Source organism: Lacticaseibacillus jixiensis (genome assembly GCF_042847315.1).
In the GTDB taxonomy this organism is placed as follows: domain Bacteria; phylum Bacillota; class Bacilli; order Lactobacillales; family Lactobacillaceae; genus Lacticaseibacillus; species Lacticaseibacillus jixiensis.
This window is the reverse complement of sequence record NZ_BAAFPR010000008.1, coordinates 42,815-59,534: the sequence shown is the minus strand read 5'-3', so window position 1 is coordinate 59,534 and position 16,720 is coordinate 42,815. Positions and strand designations below refer to the sequence as shown.

Below are 16,720 nucleotides of genomic sequence, written 5' to 3'. Positions count from 1 at the left end.
CATTGCCATCGGGTAAGGATAACTGCCTTCTTTGCCTATAATCAAAAACCCGCAGTCTTGGAATTGTGCTTCCAAAACTGCGGGTGCTGTCGGGCGTTATTGACGAACTTGGCCGTCGCCTAAAATCTGATATTTGATGGTCGTCAACTGCGCCAGTCCCATTGGCCCGCGGGCATGCAGCTTCTGGGTGGAAATACCAATTTCTGCCCCAAAGCCAAATTCAAAGCCATCGGTGAAACGCGTTGACGCATTAACATAAACACACGCCGCATCCACTTGGCGCAAGAACATCTGGCCAGCTGCATAATCATCGGTGATGATGGCTTCTGAATGCTTAGTGTTATGCGCATTGATATGGGCGATCGCTGCAGCTTCGTCTGGCACGACCTTCACCGCCATGATCAAGTCGTTGTATTCGGTATCCCAATCTTCTGGCGTGGCGGCCCCCATGTCTGGCACGATGGCTTGCGCTTGGTCATCCCCGCGCAATTCAACACCATGTGCGCGCAAGGCAGCGGCAAGTTCTGGCAGCATGGTTTTAGCCACCGCTTGATGGATCAACAATTTCTCTGCGGCATTGCAAACGCTGGGGCGTTGGACCTTGGCGTTGACGGTGATGTCGATGGCCATTTGCAACTGCGCGTGTTGATCGACATAAATGTGACAGTTGCCGGCACCGGTTTCGATCACCGGCACCGTGGCAGAATGCACCACAGCTTGGATCAAATTGGCCGAACCGCGCGGGATCAACACATCGATGTAGCCGTTAAGGCGCATCATTTCATTGGCGATTTCGTGGCTGGGATCGGTGATCAGCTGCACAGCCGCTTTTGGCAAACCCACACTCACTAACGCGTCTTGCAAAACCTTGGCCAAGGCTTGATTCGAACGCAAGGCTTCACGCCCGCCGCGCAAGATCACTGCATTGCCGGACTTCAAGGTCAAGCCAGCCGCGTCAACTGTGACATTCGGCCGGGCTTCATAAATCATCCCCACCACACCAAGCGGCACGCGTTGTTGAATGATCAACAAACCGGCATCGTTGCGCCAAGCTTGATCAGCGGTAGCTGTGGGATCTTTGAGACTCGCCACTTGGCGCAGCCCATTGGCCATATCGGCGATCCGCGCAGGCGTCAATAGCAAGCGATCAGTGAACTTTGAGGCTTTGGCTTTGGCATCTGCCATATCTTCGGCATTAGCGGCTAGAATGCCCGCTTCATTGGCTTGCAGTGCCTCAGCCATGGCGAGTAAGGCCTGGTTTTTGGCGGCGTTATCTAATTGCGCCAGCACGCCTGCAGCAGCTTGGGCAGCTTTGCCCATTGTGATCAAGTCAGCTTTATCCATGAGCTCCTCCTTTGCGGCGAATTATTTCGCCAGCGAACGCACCTTACCAAACCAGGTGCCAACATCTTTGCCTTCCAACACTTGTAAAATCACCCGCGGGTCTTGACCTGAACACAACACCATTTGCTTGCCGGCTTGCATCATGGTTTGCGCGGCTTTGAGTTTGGTCACCATCCCACCGGTCCCAAAGCGGGTACTGCTGCCGCCAGCGCTTGACAGAATGTCTTTGCTCAAGCTGGTGACAGCTTCAACTTTCTGCGCTTCTTTGAACTTATGCGGATCGCGGTCGTATAAGCCATCGATATCAGACAGCACGATCAACAAGTCGGCTTGAATCTGCGAAGCCACTAACGCCGACAACTGATCGTTATCACCAAAAGTCGTCCGGTGATCCATTTCGTCTACCGCCACCGTGTCGTTTTCATTGATGATCGGCACGATGGAACGCGCCAACAAGGTCTCAAGCGTATCCAACACATGCTGACGGCTGATTGGGTAGTCAAACGTATCATGGGTCAACAGCATTTGGCCGATTTGCGTGTCGTAGTCGGAGAAGCGTTGAATATACAAACGCAGCAATTCGCCTTGGCCCACAGCAGCAATGGCTTGTTGTTCGGCAATGGCTGCCGGACGCTTGGTCAAATGCAGCTTGTCTAACCCCACCCCAATGGCACCGCTGGAAACCAGCACTACTTCTAAGCCTTGGTTGTTCAACGCCGCTAAAGTGTAAGCCAAGCGGTCGATCGTTTGTAAATTCACCTTGCCGTTATGGTGGATCAAGCTGCTGGTGCCGATTTTCACCACCACTCGGCGGCATTGTTGTAAGTTGCGAATCATCCGTATCCTCCTGCGCCACGCCTTAAACCAAAAGGCGCGGCATCGAATCGAGGCACCCATCGCTGGGCGGTACCATCCTCGTTCGAAGCCGCGCTTCACACTTTGACTATTGCTTATTCAACTCTGCTGCCCCGGTTAGGCTTCGTGCACGCTGGTGGGCTTTCAGTATTTGCCAACCTTCCTGTGAGGCACTACTTGGACCGGGTGATCTTGCCATCATTATGTTAGCTTCAAAGCGTTTTGTCAAGCACCGTATGCCAGCTTGTTGACCTGCTGGGCAATGGCTTTGATCTTGCTAAAATCTAACGTGTCTTGGTTGTGGCCATGGGTCATGATCACCAATATGTAACGATAACCGGCCTTGGTGGTAACAATGGCCGCGTCGTTGTTCACATCATCTAAGAAGCCGACTTTATCTTGCACGGTGGCTGAATCGCCTAATGCTTGCGGGATACCGTCGCGATACACTTGCTTGGCCATATCCGCTAACAGCCACGCGCGATTATCGGCGTTGGTGAAACTGCCAGTGCCTGCTGCCAAATGTGTCAACAAGTCCGCTAAGTGGTTGCTGGAAGTGGCGGCAACCTGGTTGTATTGAAACACATTATTCCACCCTTGAGCCGTCAGATACGCGTCAATAGCGCTATCGCCATATTCACTAAGCACATCTTCGCCAAAGTCATTGGCAGAATTGACGATCATATCATCGAAGCTGGCGCGCTCACTATTGGTGAAAACATGGTGCTTGCCAAATAAATATGCGGCAATAAACAACTTATAGGTGCTGGCTGAGGTGTTGATTTGCGCGCCATTCACGCTGGCTTGCAAACTGCCTTGGCTGTACACGGCATCGGCGGCGGCTTTGGTGCCTGCAGTCGGCGTCAGGTTCTTGTAGGTCACACTGACGGTACCGTCTTGGCCGACTTGCTGCAAATACGCTTGCAGGCGCTGTTGGATGCTGCTGCGCTTGGCAGCGATTTGCGCAGCAGATTGCTTGCTGGAAGCACTGATTGGTTGGCTGCTGCTGGTGCTAGCTGCAGTGCTGGCAGTTGCCGCAGCAGTTGGGGTTGGTGTTGGTGGTTGGGATTGCCACCAGCCGATGCCCACGCCAACGATCACCACCACAATGCCCACAAACAGCAGGCGATGATGGCGCGTTTTATGATGTCTCATCACGATTCCTCCGTCTCATGAATATATTAACTTTCTAATATTTAGAAATACAGCCTTGGGTGTAACGAATTCGTTACGAAAAGATGACGAATTCACGCCTTGTCAGAATTGGCGATAGTCACAAACTATTGCCAAGCCGTCAAGCAGCGTTGACAAACCGCCGCTAAACACCAAGAATAAGGGCAAACAAGCAGTGCCCAACTTAATCGTTCACCGCTATTGTTGGATCCAGTAAGGAGGAATCGTGATGGCAAATACATGCGCTTGGCAACCCGGCTCATCTCAACCAGTTAAGTCGCCGGTGACCATTGATCGGCGTTTTACCACCGGTGAACTGCCAGTGGCTGCTGATCGTTACACGTTGATTTGGGGCCGCTTTTGTCCTTGGGCCAGTCAATCGGCGATTATTATCGACCTACTGCACCTGCCGATCGCCAAAAGCGCGATCTATCCGTATCGCCGCGGGACATTAGACGATGATTGGGTGTTTGGCCCTACTGATGATCAAGTTGACCCAATCTTACAAATTGCTCGCGTGTCTCAAGCTTATCGCCAAGCGCTGCCGGATCTTACCGGTCGGCCCACGGTACCGGCATTGGTGGATCGCACCACTGGCGCCGTGGTCAACAATGATGCCAATGTATTGGTCAATGAACTCACCAGTCAATGGGGCGACACCACCCTTAGCCCTGCCGGTGTGCTTGAATTCAGCGCGTATTTGCTGAACCACATCAATCGCGCGCCTGGTGCGATTTTGGATGCCAAAAGCCAAGCGGATTACGACGCCAAAGCCCAGGCCTTCTTCGCTGACTTGGCCAAATTGGATCAACGCTTAAGCGATCACGCCTATATTTTCGGCGACCGCTTGTCTCAAGCGGATGTGCGCTTGTTCGTCACCTTAGTGCGCTTTGATCTGGTTTATTCACAACAAAACAAACTTAACTATCGCCGCTTACAAGATTACCCGCACCTGTGGGCCTACGCCAAGCGGTTGTATCAAATCCCAGCGTTTCATGACAACACGGATTTTGCCGCGATTTATGCCCACTTCTATCAAGTGTCGGATCTGCCAGTGACGACTTTTGAGCGGATGACGCCTTACAACGATCGTGCCGCGGCTTGGCAAGGCTGAAAAAATTTCTGCGAGAATAGTTGACAACTTGTCGGCTTTCGATTAAAGTATGATTAAATTAAGATGAGTAAAGCAATGACACGCAGGAGTAACCAATGGCTTTGGTATAGCGAGTCCCGAGTCGATGTAAACGGGATGCAGGGCCTTTGGTGAAGGTAGGCGTTGTCGCTATCGGTGTGTTGAGCATCGATTGGCTGCCACCATTAACAGGCCAACGGATAAGCTTTGCGCTGTCCGCAAAGGCTAAGCATTGCTTGGTAAAGACAAGGTGGTACCGCGCTATTGCGCCCTTCGGATCGATTCGAAGGGCGCTTTTTTTAGGCGTTGCGTCATTCTCATAATTTACTCATAAATTCCATTCTCACAGGAGGTCTCTCATGCAATCATTCCCATTATTCCCCGCATTCTCATCAGGTCAAACCTTGAACTTGTTGCACAACCATTCAGCAGGCGGTTTCTTCTTGAGCGGCAGTCTCACTGCAGAGACCTTAGTCGGCATTCGCGACGCCGGACTGTTATCCGCCAGCGAATACGCCAATCACCTGCGCCGGATGAAGATGATCACCGATACGCCATTGATCGCGGATCTGCAATCAGGCTTCGGCAATCCGATGAATACTTATTACGCCGCGCAAGAATTCGAACGCTCCGGTGCCGATTGCTTGTTGATCTCGGATCAAAAGTCCCCTGCCCACACCCAAGACGCCCCTGCCATCACCAATGATGAAGACTTCTTAGGCAAGGTGCACGCCGCATTAGACGCGCGCGAAGACGAACTGACTCAGGTATGGGCCTTAATGGAAGGCCTGCCCACTGAAGGCATCGAGAAAGTGCTGCGCAAATATGCATGGCTTGAGCGCTTGCCGCTGGGGGCCATCGTGGTGGCGCATTGGACCTTGCCGCAGCTGCAAGCGTTGGCGCTGACGCCGCATCGCCTGCCGCTGATCGCCACTTGGGACCCTGATGTTGCGGCGATTCCTGGAATCAACGGCTGGCTGGATACGGGCTATTTAGAGAATGCCGAAAGCGGCCTTGCCCGTGAATTGATCGCCGACTTGCCAACGCTGCTCACCCCAAGTGATAAGGAGGCAATGTAAAATGCTTAAATCTGCTCGAATGCGCGCCGCTTTTAATCAAATGGCCTTCTCAGACCAAATCATTCGCATGCTGGTGGCGCCTGATGCTTTAGCCGCCAAGATTGCCGAACACGCCGGCGCTGATGCGGTGTTTGCTGCCGGTTATGCCACCAGTGCCGCCAACTTGGCGATGCCTGATCGCGGCATCGCCGACTTCGGTGAAATGCTGGAAAAATGCCGCCAAATCGTCAACGCCGTGGACATCCCGGTGTTCGCCGACGCCGACACCGGCTACGGCGACTTGGCTAATGTGCGCCGCACTGTCGCCAATTATGAACAAATCGGCGCTGCTGGATTATTCTTGGAAGATCAAACTTGGCCCAAGCGCTGCGGCCACATGGACAACAAATCCGTCGAACCTACCGAAGTGCTGGAAGCCAAGATCCGCTGCGCCAAAGCCACCCGCAAACATGATGATTTCTTGATCATGTCCCGCACTGATGCCCGGGCGGTTTACGGCTTAGACGAAGCCATCGCCCGCTCCAAGCGCTACCAACAAGCCGGCGCCGACATGGTGTTCATTGAAGCGCCGCAGGACGTCAACGAATTGGCCAAGATCCATGAAGCTTTCCCAGACACGCCGCTGATGGCTAACATGATCGAAGGCGGCAAGACGCCGCTAACGGATTGGCAGCAATTGCACGACTTGGGTTTCCGCATCGTGGTATATCCTACCGCAATGACTTACGCTCAAGCTTATGCCAACGAGCAATTGGTCCAAACCTTGATCCAAGAAGGTACCACCAAGTCTTACGAAGACAAAATGATCACCTTCGACCGCTTCAACCACTTCGTTGGCTTAGACCAAGTCAACGCCCGCGAAGCCTTATATTCGCATGACCGCATGGCTGCGGAATTAGCCAGTCTTTATTCAGCACGCTAGTCATTGTCACAACGACGCCGTTTCTGATTCGAAATGAATCGGAAACGGCGTCGTTTTGGTGGTGTGGGCTGTTTAAAGCGGCTTATTGTCATTGGGAAAACCGCGTTGGACTGCGCTGCCCAACGTGATTGGGTAAGGTGTGGTTTCTTCGTCGAGCTGCGCTACCCAACGCGGCGTGATATAAGTCGTGACGCCGCCAAGGCAAAGAACGCCTTTGCGTCATCCCGCCTTATATCCACCGCTAAAAGCGGGCTGCTTCGCTTGGGGTTGTCGTCGAGCTCCGCAGCCCAACGCGGGTGCAATTAGCTACGTCCCCGCACTCGAGGCAAAGCGCGCCTCAAGCACGAGGACTAGGCTAATTGACCCGCTAAGAGCGGGCTGCTCCGCTTTGGGGTTGTCGTCGAGCTGCGTGGCGCAACGCGGGTGCAGTTAGCTACGCCATGGTGCTCGAGGCAAAGTACGCCTCAAACACCATGGCTAGGCTACCTGACCCGCTAAGTACGCGCCACTGCGCTTTGGGTATAAAAAAATCCCGACCATTGGCCGGGACGGGGCAAAATGAACCGGGGGGAACTTCTTGCCGGTGAACGTGAAACGGAAGATAAGGAAACTCCTGCGTTCACCGCTTCCATTATACAAATTAACCACCAAAAATGCACGTTTAATGTGTATTCGCTGCCAACGCCGGTAACAATGCTTTTAGATAATCGATAAACTGCAGATAATCACTAACGCGTACATTTTCATTGGGGCCATGTGCCGCTGAATTGGCGTTGCTGATGCCTACTGAAAGGATCGGCGCATGATTGATGGCGTAGAAATACGGCATCGGGCCAGAACCTGCTGAGTTGAGCTCAACCGCTACCCCATCAGGATAATGCTTGCGCGCCTGGGTTAACGCCGCTTGCACCAAAGGATGGTCAGGATCGCTGCGAAAGGCTGGTTCGCCTAAGATCCCCGAGATCTCGATGTCGCCAAAGCCATTAGCGGCTAAAGCTTTGCGGACCACTTCGATCGTATGTTCAACAGTTTGGCCAGGCACAATACGGAAATCAAGCTTAGCACTGGCTGTCGCTGGGACGATCATTTTGCCGGTACCAGGGCCTTCGTAACCGCTGCTTAAGCCGTTGATGGTGAAACTTGGTTCATTAACCAACGCCGCTGCCGGTTGATCTGTGATTGCTGGCCGCGTCAAGCCGGCATTCTTAGCAAAAGCTTCGTAGTCAAAGTCCGCTTCGGCCACAATTTGCCGCTGGGTATCCGTCAACGGGATCACACCATCATAGAAGCCTGGAATCGTAATCTGACCTTGGGCATTCTTCAATGACGCCAAGGCTTGAACCAAGTGCCAAGCAGGATTTTCGGTGATCGCACCTAAGCTGGAATGTAAGTCATGCGCAGCGTTCTTGGCGGTCAGCTGAAAAGCCACGCCGCCTTTAACGCCCAAAGTGAACTTCAAGCGGTCGCGTTCATCTTTGCCGCCGGACTCCCAAATGCAAAAGTCTGCCGCCAATAAGTCGCGGTACTTATCCAACAACACTGGCAAATTCGGGCTGCCTTGTTCTTCAGCACCTTCCACCAGAAACTTCAAATTCACCGGCAAAGCGTTGGCCGCGCGCAAATCAGCCACTGCAGCCAAACGAGCTGCCAACTCCCCTTTGTCATCATTGATCCCACGAGCAAACAACATGCCGTCATGTTGGGTCAACGTAAACGGATCGCTGTTCCACAAGTCCAGCGGTTCAGCAGGCTGAACGTCATAGTGGTTGTAGAACAACAGCGTGACGTCGCTTGGAATCTGCGCTGGGATCTCGGCATATACCGCCGGATTAGTGACTTCAGTGGTCAAGATCTGGACATTGGCAGCACCGATTTGGTTAAAATGGTCACGCAGAAATTCCGCCGTCGCTTGGATATCGTTGTCTTCATGCAACGAAACTGATTGTAACTTGAGATATTTGCTCAAAAAGTCTTCTTGTGGGAACATATTTCGCCTTTCTATTGTGGGATAAATCATCTTGATAATATCGAAATCTTAATCAAACGTCGAGCTACTGCCAGAAAATATGCGTGGCATACATCTGACGCTAATCTGCGTAATTTTGTCCGATTGTTTCAATGTGCGCTTGTGCATCCTGATACGAATTCAGTAGGCCAGGTGTTGCGTAGGCGCGCGGCGGCCGCAAGACGGTCAGGCCGTGAAACGTGTGCTGTCTAGGAAGACTCGCGTCGACGCAAGCGCAGCGCAGCTAGATGCGAGGCTTTCTCGACAGCACACGCGGCAACTTTTGAGATTTGCAAGGCGAGCCGCAGGCGAGTGCAAAGCTCAAAAGTTAGGTGGAAAACGCGCGCTCCTCAGCGCGGTTGGAACCGGCCGCACTGCCTGCGCCGTCTTGCGGCCGACGCACGCCGAAGCAGCACCTGACCGGGCTTTACGGACTGTGGTCTTCGTCGAGCTTCGCAAAGCAATGCGATTGCGTGTAAGTTATCCCGATCCAATGGCAAAGCCCGCCATCGGCTCAGGCTGCCTTACACACATCGCTAAATACGCTTTGCTGCGCTTTGGGTTACTTGAAGTATGCATTCTTATAATACGCATCGGCAAACAGCGTGTAATGGATACCGCCGACTTTTGGATTGATCAAACGATCGTTGGCGCTTTGGAACACCGGGATGTAGCCGGCAACGTTAACCACGCGCGCATTAGCCTTTTGTTCCAATGCCATGCGCTGAGCTGGAGTCTGGTTGGTGGTGGTGTCGACTTGTTTCATCAATGCGGTGTATTGGGCATCTTTGAAGCGGGAGAAGTTGGAAATGTTGGTTGCTTCTGCCGTCGCCAAGTAGTCAGATGCATCTTGGATATTGGAGTTCCAGCTCATCAACACCACATCGAAGTCGCCATCCAGTGAACGCTGGATCCGGGTTTGCTTCGGCACTGAAGTCACAGTAACGTGCAGTTGCGGCAATACTTTAGCCAATTGGCCTTGCACATATTCACCCACTTGTTTATCCACTTCGTTATCCGCGGTCAACAGCGTGAAGTTCAACTTGTCTTTGCCAATGGCTGCCAGCGCCTTCTTCAGATACGCTTTGGCCAGCTTTGGCGAATAGCTGATTTTCTGCGTGGCTTCAGCAGTGAAGTCTTTGCCAGTGGCAGGATCGCTGACTAACCCAGCCGGCGCGAAGGCCTTGGCTGGCTGCGAGCCGTCTTGCAGGACGTGCTTGGTTAGCGCTTGGCGATCCAAGGCGTAAGACACGGCGCGACGCAAGTCAACATTGTTCAAGTCAGCCTTTTTGGTGTTGAACTGCAAATAATTCATGTTGGCTGCCGGGGTCATGACCCGCGCTTTGTTGTGCAGGTTCTTGACGATCATTGAGCCGGAAATCGGCGCATCGTCAAGCTTGCCGGCGCCATACAAGTTGTTGGCGGTGCTGGCATCTTTGACGACGCGGACATGGACTTTGGCGATCTTGACGGATTTGGCGTCAAAATAATGCGGGTCTTTGACATAATCCCATTGATCACCGGTGCCATCGTAATCTTTCAGGCGATAGGCCCCATTAGAAACCGTGGTCGCAGCGGTTGTGCCGAAGTTCTTGCCATATTTGGCTACGGCGCGCTTGCTGGTTGGGTAATATTCGGTAAGTTGAGAATTGTAATATGGCACCGGCTGGGACAATTCGATCTTCAAGGTGTATTTATCAGGTGCTGATACACCAAGCTTAGTTGCAGGCATTTTACCAGTTAAGATGGCTTGGTAGTTCTTGATGTTTTCAAACTTGTAGGCAAATTCCGTCTTGGTCTTTGGATCAACGATGCGCTGGATGCTGTAGACGAAATCCTGGGCCGTGACCTTGTCACCATTAGAGAAATAATTATCATGGCGCAGCGGGATCGTGTAAGTCAACCCTCCATCAGTTGGCTTGACGACTTTGGTGGCCATGGCCGGCACGATCTTGCCGGAAGCCGACCGGGTGTAAATCGAGGTCATGATCTGCGACATCATGTTGCTGGACACATTGTCAACAGAATGCGCCGGATCCAAGGAGCTGGGTTCAGTGGATACCGCCACGTTTAACGTGCGATGTTTAGAAGCCGCGCTGGTATGGTTGGCGCAAGCGCCTAGTAAGCTGGCTGTGAGGATCAAGCTGGAAATTACGATCGTTTTTTTCATTGTGAACACCCCTTATTGAAAATATCAAAAAAACCGCCCAAACAAACATGGTTTGTTTAAGGACGGTTTCCCGCGGTGCCACCTTAATTCGATTGGAAACAAAAGCCCAGGCGGATAGATTCCACCTAGGCTCCAGCTTCGCGTCACACTTAGCCAAGAGCCAACACTCTTGCGGCAACTGACGTATGCCATCACGTTCTTTTGTACTCAGGCGCTGCCTTTTCGAAAAGACCCTCGGTGGTCCATTTAACTGCCTGCGTTCGACGACACTCCCAGCACCGGTCGCTCTCTGTGTGCGCACAACAATCTTGATCTCCACCTCATCGGTTTATCTGAACGGTTATTCGATTAACTAAAGCGTACGATAGATTTGCTTTATCGTCAAGGGGGTCGCCGCAAATTATTCTGCGGCTTGCGCTTTGCGGGATAACACCACTTGCAAAACGCCAGCGCCGATCAGCTGCAGCACCGACTTCACGATGATTTGCCCGACGATGGCTGCTGGTACTGCCGCCCAAGGCAATTGCCCAGAACCCAACGGACTCAACCCGATCACCACAAAAATCGCCGAGTCAAAACTGCCGCCGATCACGCCGGAAATCGCCACGCGCCAAGCCATGGATAACGGCAAACGCGAATAAACTTCGGTGTCCATACTTTCAGACACCAGAAAGCTCACTGCCGAAGCCGCCACGATCATCAAGGTGTCGCCTAACGCCGCAGACACCGCCGCCGAAATGATCAACGCCGTGGCAATGGTGTAATAAGTCCGGCGCTTGCCAAGGTGATTCTGCACGAGATCGCGCAACACAAAGGTCAAGCCAACAATAAACGTCCCTGCCGGCACCAAGAAGATGCCAAAAGCAATCGGCATAGTCGAAGCGGTGATCACGTTAGCCGCCACGATCGACACTAAATAAGCAATGACTCTAAGCATGGCGGGCCTCCTTTGCGGCTTCGTATTCCGCTAAGCCGGCAGCGCGCAGCTTGCAAGATGGACACTCGCCGCACCCTGCGCCTGGAATGCCGTTATAGCAAGTCAGCGTCTTTTCTTGAACGTAATCAAAAGCGCCGAGTTCATCGGCCAATTGCCAAGTTTGGGCTTTGGTGAACCACATTAACGGCGTGTCGATCACCAATTGCGTTTCCATCGCCAAGTTTAAGGTGACATTGAGGCTGGCAATGAAGTCATGGCGGCAATCCGGGTAACCGGAGAAATCGGTTTGCCCCACGCCGGTGACAATGTGGCTGGCGCCGATTTGTCGCGCCAAGATCCCAGCGAAACTCAAGAACACCAAGTTGCGCCCAGGTACAAAGGTATTGGGCAGATCGCCATCTTGGCCGGCCGCCACAGTGATGTCTTGGCGCGTCAAGGCACTAGGCGCCAGTTGGTTCAACAATGCCATGTCCAAGATATGATGCGGTACGTTCAAGTCTTTGGCAATGGCCTTGGCGCAATCGATTTCTCGCACATTCTTCTGGCCGTAATCGAAAGTCACCGCGGCCACTTCATCAAATTTCTTTTGCGCCCAGAACAAGCAAGTGGTGCTGTCTTGCCCGCCTGAAAATACAACTAATGCTTTGCTCATCGTCTGCCTCCTAGCGGTTATCGATTTTTTCCGGATACATGTCATGGTTGAGCAAGCGGTGCTCAGCCATTTGCGCATATTTGGTATCCGGGCGGCCATAGTTGACCCAAGGGTCGATGGAAATACCGCCGCGCGGGGTGAACTTGCCCCACACTTCGATATAGCGCGGATCCAGCAGTTTGATCAGATCATCCATGATGATATTCATGCAGTCTTCATGGAAGTCGCCGTGGTTGCGAAACGAGAACAAATACAGCTTCAAGGACTTGCTTTCGACGATTTTCTGGTCGGGGATGTAGGAAATATACACAGTGGCAAAGTCCGGCTGATGTGTCAGCGGGCAAAGACTAGTGAATTCTGGGCAGTTAAACTTAACGAAATAATCGCGCTGGGCATGACGGTTGCTCACCGCCTCCAGCATTTCTGGGGCGTAATCAGTGGGATATTTCACCGCTTGATTGCCTAACAGCGTCAATTGATCAGTGTCGGTACGTGGCATGAAGATTCTCCTTTTGACACAAACCGGCCGCAAAAAAAGGCCGTGCCTATCCAGGCACGACCAATGATTTCTGGGCATGTTTGCATAGTTTTTTTGAGAGGGTTGGTCTATGTGAACCTCTGTGCTTTGATTGTATGCTAGCCATCTTGCGGCGTCAAGGCGTGGTATGATTAAGAAAAACTCAGGAGGTGCGCGATGACTTATGATTTTACCACGGTGTTCAACCGGCGCGACCATGCGTCTTTAAAGTGGTCTGGGCCGCAAAGTGAGCTGCCGATGTGGATTGCTGATATGGATTATCAAACCGCGCCGGAAATTATCGCGGCCATGCAAGCCAAAGTCGCAACCGGCATTTTTGGTTATGAAACTGTGTCAGAAGATTATTATACGGCGGTAATGGACTGGTATCAAAGCCAACACCACGTCAGCTTGGCGCGCGAATGGCTGCTGTTTTCAAACGGCGTGATGCCGGCGTTGACGGCGATCATTCGCGAATTGACTAACGTAGGCGACAATGTCGTCTTGCAAGCGCCAGTGTACAATATGTTCGATGAAACCTTAGCCGCTACCGGCCGCCACGCAGTATCTGCCGACTTGGTATACGACGCTGCCACCCATCGCTATCACATCGACTTTGACACCCTTAAAGCGCAATTGGCTAAGCCTGCCACCACAGCGATGATCTTATGCAACCCGCACAACCCCATCGGCCGCATTTGGACGCGTGATGAACTTATCCAAATCGCCACGCTTTGCCAAGCCGCGCATGTCTTGTTGCTGGCTGACGAGATCCATGGCGACTTGGCGTTAGGCGATCACGCCTATATCAGCACCGCCAGCTTACCAGAGGCCTTACGCGCAAACATCATCACCTTGATTTCGCCTGGCAAAACGTTCAATTTGGCCGCGTTGCATGCCGGTACCGTGATTGTATACAATGCGACCTTGCGCAAGCGCGTGGCTGTTGCCTTGAAGCGTCATCACAGCGCCGAACCTAATTTACTCGCGCAAACCGGCACCATCGCCGCTTACACCAAAGGCGCCGCTTGGGTTGCGGCCTTGCGTGAAGCGTTGACGGCCAACTACCATACCACAGCCGCGGCAGTCGCTGACATCCCCGGCTTAGCCTTGGTGCCTAGTGACGCCACGTATCTGGCGTGGCTGGATGTTTCAGCACTCACCCATGACAGCAGTGCAATGACCGACTGGTTAAGCAATACGGTGCAGCTGCGGCTGAATCCTGGCGCTGAATACCATGGCAATGGCCATGATTTCTTGCGGCTGAACTTTGCCACCCCGCCAAGTTTATTAAACGACGGCTTAGCGCGGCTTAAGCAAGGTTTGGCAATGTATGCGGCAGCGCAGCATTAAACGATAGGTGCCTACAAATTTGCAACGCGGCTTGACAACATTAGAATTCCGTTGTAAATTAATGGCAATCACAAGTTAGGAAGTAATCTTATGCCAAGTCGTTCAACCACAGCTGCACGCCGATTTTTCTCCCGGTATTTCGGATAGTCATCCGAACGCCCGGGAAACTTTGTGGCGCGCGGATGACGAATCAGCATCCGCGTGCTAGGTTGAACCACTCCTCAAGTTATTTGGGGCAGACCCACACACCGGATGCCAGATGGCGATCCGGTGTTTTTGTGCTTCCAAATGAAGAAAGAAGGAACTCTTTTGCCTAATACCAAACCAGGTTTACTCAAAGATCTCAAACATACATACGATGGCCTCGGCGCCAACCCGATTCGGGTGTTTGATGCCGAAGCGTCAAAGATCCCCGGTGTCGTCAAGTTGTCGTTAGGCGAACCGGACTTCAACGTCCCAGAACATATCAAACAAGCAGCAATCGCCTCGATCAACGCCGATCAATCCCACTATGCGCCAACCCCAGGCTGGCCGGCCTTTCGCCAAGCGGTGGTCCACTTCTTAAAGGATCGCTACGAACTGGATTATGATCCAGATACCGAAGTCACCGTCACTGTCGGCGCCACTGAAGCTTTGCATTCATGCTTGGACATTGCCTTAAACCCAGGCGATAAGATCCTCATGCCAAGCCCGACATTCTCGTTGTATGACCAATTGGTGCGCATCAACGGCGCTGAACCAGTCTACATGAACACCGAAGCAACCGGCTTTGTGTTGACGCCGGAACAACTTGAAGCAGCCATTGCCGCCAACCACCCCAAGGCCATCTTGTTGAACTTCCCCTCTAACCCAACTGGTGTCACCTACAGCAAAGCCCAAGTCCAAGCCTTAGCTGCAGTCATTGCCAAAACAGACTTGATCGTGATTTCCGATGAGATCTACTCTGAATTAACTTATGGTGCCACGCATTACAGCTTCGCCAAGGCCTTGCCGGAACAAACCTTGTTGATTAACGGCGTGTCCAAGTCCCATGCCATGACCGGCTGGCGTATCGGCTTTGTTGCCGGTCCAGCGGATTTGATGAAAAAAGTTGTCTTAGCCCATGCGTTCAACGTCACCTGCCCGTCTAACCCGGCGATGGCCGGGGCCATTGAAGCCTTATCCACTGAAGCCGGCCGCGAAGATTCCTTGCAGATGAAAGCCGAATACATCAAGCGCCGCGACTACGTGGTCAAAGAAATGACCGCCATGGGCTTTGGCGTACCTAACCCCAACGGTGCCTTCTATGTCTTCGCCAAGATCCCTGAAGGCTACATTCAAGACGGCAACGAATTCTGTTACGACTTGCTGCGCAAAAACAAGCTTGCCTTGATCGCCGGCAACGGCTTTGGCCCAGGCGGTGAGAAGTATGTCCGCTTGTCATATGCTGCTTCAATGGCTGATTTGCAAGAAGCCATGAAGCGTTTGAAAGCTTATATCGAAGCAAACAAACCTGCCTAAGTGCGCAAAAGCGGCTGTGAAATCGCCAAAATGATTTCACAGCCGCTTTTTGTTTGCCTTGAGCCGTTACAATATCACAACGATTTTGCCGAAATTCGTCTTAGATTCAGCCAGCGCCTGCGCATCTGCAGTGTGTGCCAAATCAAAAATGCGGCTTGGTGCAACGTCGATGTGGTGCTTGGTGATCAATTCCAGCATTGCGTTAAACGCAGCGGCGTTCTTCTCGGCGCCGGATTCGAAATTGGTCAGCGACGCGCCAGACGGCAAGGCAAACGGGTCAAATTCCGGCACCGTCCATTGATCGCCTAAGCCGCCGGTGACACAACAATAGCCATGCGCATTAAGGTGAGTCAATGAGTCTTGCAAGGTACTGGTGCCAACCAGTTCAATGATTGCATCAACCTGCGCATCGGTTTGCAAGACGCCGCCTTGTTCCAATAGCGGCTCATCACAGCCAACCGCTTGCAGTTGGTCAAACTTAGCCGGGTTGCGGGTACTGCCATACACCTTGATGCTCGGCTGCAGCGCCTTGGCCAACTTAATGGCCGCCACTCCGACGCCGCTGGTGGCCCCGCGCACTAACAGCGACTGGGCAGCATCCGCATGCGCGTTCAACAGCGAACCATAGGCCGTGAAATAAGTTTCCGGCACCGCCGCCAATTCCGGCCAAGTAAGCGTTGTGTCGACCGGATAGATCTGATCATTGGGCAGCAAGCAATATTGCGCGTAACTGCCGTCATATGCCCGTCCCATGCCGCCCATGAAGCTGACCACGCGCTGGCCCACAGGCAAAGCAGTTGCATCGCTGGTTTCAGCAACCACGCCGACACATTCGATGCCTAAGATCCGTGGAAACTGTACACTAGGCGATTCGCCTTTTCTGGTGTAGATCTCGGAATGATTGATCCCAAACCCTTTGACTTTCACCAGCGTCCAGCCGGCTTTGACCTTTGGTGTGGGCACAGTTTTGAGCTGCAGGGCTTTGGGCCCGCCAGCATGTTCGATCACGATTGCTTGCATGAATAAGCTTCCCTTCTGATACCTTGATTATACCAAAATGGCGCCGCTGCAATCACTTTGA

General features: G+C 52.7%; 14 protein-coding genes. 5 read left to right on the top strand and 9 right to left on the bottom strand.

Features of this window, described 5'->3' with window-relative positions:
- Positions 1–96: 96 nt before the first annotated feature.
- The 3 genes from ACGG90_RS06880 to ACGG90_RS06870 form a co-directional block, all read right to left on the bottom strand.
- Positions 97–1,344 (bottom strand): glutamate-5-semialdehyde dehydrogenase, encoded by a 1,248-nt coding sequence (locus ACGG90_RS06880; RefSeq protein ID WP_390407534.1) that lies wholly within the window; start codon positions 1,342–1,344, stop codon positions 97–99.
- 21 nt (positions 1,345–1,365) lie between these two features.
- Positions 1,366–2,181: a glutamate 5-kinase gene (proB, locus tag ACGG90_RS06875; RefSeq protein WP_390407531.1), complete on the bottom strand. Its 816-nt coding sequence runs from the start codon at positions 2,179–2,181 to the stop codon at positions 1,366–1,368.
- A 243-nt stretch (positions 2,182–2,424) separates the two neighbouring features.
- On the bottom strand, positions 2,425–3,354 hold the full coding sequence (locus tag ACGG90_RS06870) for a serine hydrolase (protein WP_390407530.1): 930 nt from the start codon (positions 3,352–3,354) through the stop codon (positions 2,425–2,427).
- Positions 3,355–3,601: 247 nt separating this feature from the next.
- Between ACGG90_RS06870 and ACGG90_RS06865 the strand changes: the two genes are divergently transcribed.
- The 3 genes from ACGG90_RS06865 (at position 3,602) to ACGG90_RS06855 (ending at position 6,505) form a co-directional block, all read left to right on the top strand.
- Complete coding sequence (locus ACGG90_RS06865; RefSeq protein WP_390407527.1) at positions 3,602–4,486, top strand: glutathione S-transferase C-terminal domain-containing protein; 885 nt, start codon at positions 3,602–3,604, stop codon at positions 4,484–4,486.
- A gap of 377 nt (positions 4,487–4,863) precedes the next feature.
- Positions 4,864–5,583, top strand: coding sequence for an isocitrate lyase/phosphoenolpyruvate mutase family protein (locus ACGG90_RS06860; protein WP_390407526.1), 720 nt, complete (start codon positions 4,864–4,866; stop codon positions 5,581–5,583).
- Position 5,584: 1 nt separating this feature from the next.
- Positions 5,585–6,505, top strand: a complete 921-nt coding sequence (locus ACGG90_RS06855) for an isocitrate lyase/PEP mutase family protein (protein ID WP_390407523.1) — start codon at positions 5,585–5,587, stop codon at positions 6,503–6,505.
- 661 nt (positions 6,506–7,166) lie between these two features.
- Here ACGG90_RS06855 and ACGG90_RS06850 read toward each other — a convergent pair.
- The 5 genes from ACGG90_RS06850 to queF all read right to left on the bottom strand — a co-directional run bounded on the left by ACGG90_RS06850 (position 7,167) and on the right by queF (position 12,768).
- Complete coding sequence (locus tag ACGG90_RS06850; protein WP_390407521.1) at positions 7,167–8,492, bottom strand: M20/M25/M40 family metallo-hydrolase; 1,326 nt, start codon at positions 8,490–8,492, stop codon at positions 7,167–7,169.
- Positions 8,493–9,072: 580 nt separating this feature from the next.
- Positions 9,073–10,680: a peptide ABC transporter substrate-binding protein gene (locus tag ACGG90_RS06845; RefSeq protein ID WP_390407519.1), complete on the bottom strand. Its 1,608-nt coding sequence runs from the start codon at positions 10,678–10,680 to the stop codon at positions 9,073–9,075.
- A gap of 400 nt (positions 10,681–11,080) precedes the next feature.
- Positions 11,081–11,617 carry a VUT family protein gene (locus tag ACGG90_RS06840; protein ID WP_390407515.1) on the bottom strand — a complete coding sequence of 179 codons (537 nt, stop codon included), beginning with the start codon at positions 11,615–11,617 and terminating at the stop codon, positions 11,081–11,083.
- Positions 11,610–12,269: a 7-cyano-7-deazaguanine synthase QueC gene (queC, locus tag ACGG90_RS06835; RefSeq protein ID WP_390407512.1), complete on the bottom strand. Its 660-nt coding sequence runs from the start codon at positions 12,267–12,269 to the stop codon at positions 11,610–11,612. Before queC ends, ACGG90_RS06840 begins: the two co-directional genes overlap by 8 nt.
- 10 nt (positions 12,270–12,279) lie before the next feature.
- Complete coding sequence (queF, locus tag ACGG90_RS06830) at positions 12,280–12,768, bottom strand: preQ(1) synthase (protein ID WP_390407509.1); 489 nt, start codon at positions 12,766–12,768, stop codon at positions 12,280–12,282.
- A gap of 195 nt (positions 12,769–12,963) precedes the next feature.
- Here queF and ACGG90_RS06825 point away from each other — a divergent pair, with 195 nt between their 5' ends.
- A complete protein-coding gene (locus ACGG90_RS06825) occupies positions 12,964–14,139 on the top strand; it encodes a MalY/PatB family protein (RefSeq protein WP_390407506.1) in 1,176 nt (391 codons plus the stop codon).
- Between the two features lie 309 nt (positions 14,140–14,448).
- On the top strand, positions 14,449–15,639 hold the full coding sequence (locus tag ACGG90_RS06820; protein ID WP_390407504.1) for an aminotransferase class I/II-fold pyridoxal phosphate-dependent enzyme: 1,191 nt from the start codon (positions 14,449–14,451) through the stop codon (positions 15,637–15,639).
- A gap of 66 nt (positions 15,640–15,705) precedes the next feature.
- Here ACGG90_RS06820 and ACGG90_RS06815 read toward each other — a convergent pair whose 3' ends face one another.
- A complete protein-coding gene (locus ACGG90_RS06815; protein WP_390407502.1) occupies positions 15,706–16,659 on the bottom strand; it encodes an alcohol dehydrogenase catalytic domain-containing protein in 954 nt (317 codons plus the stop codon).
- Positions 16,660–16,720 lie beyond the last annotated feature (61 nt).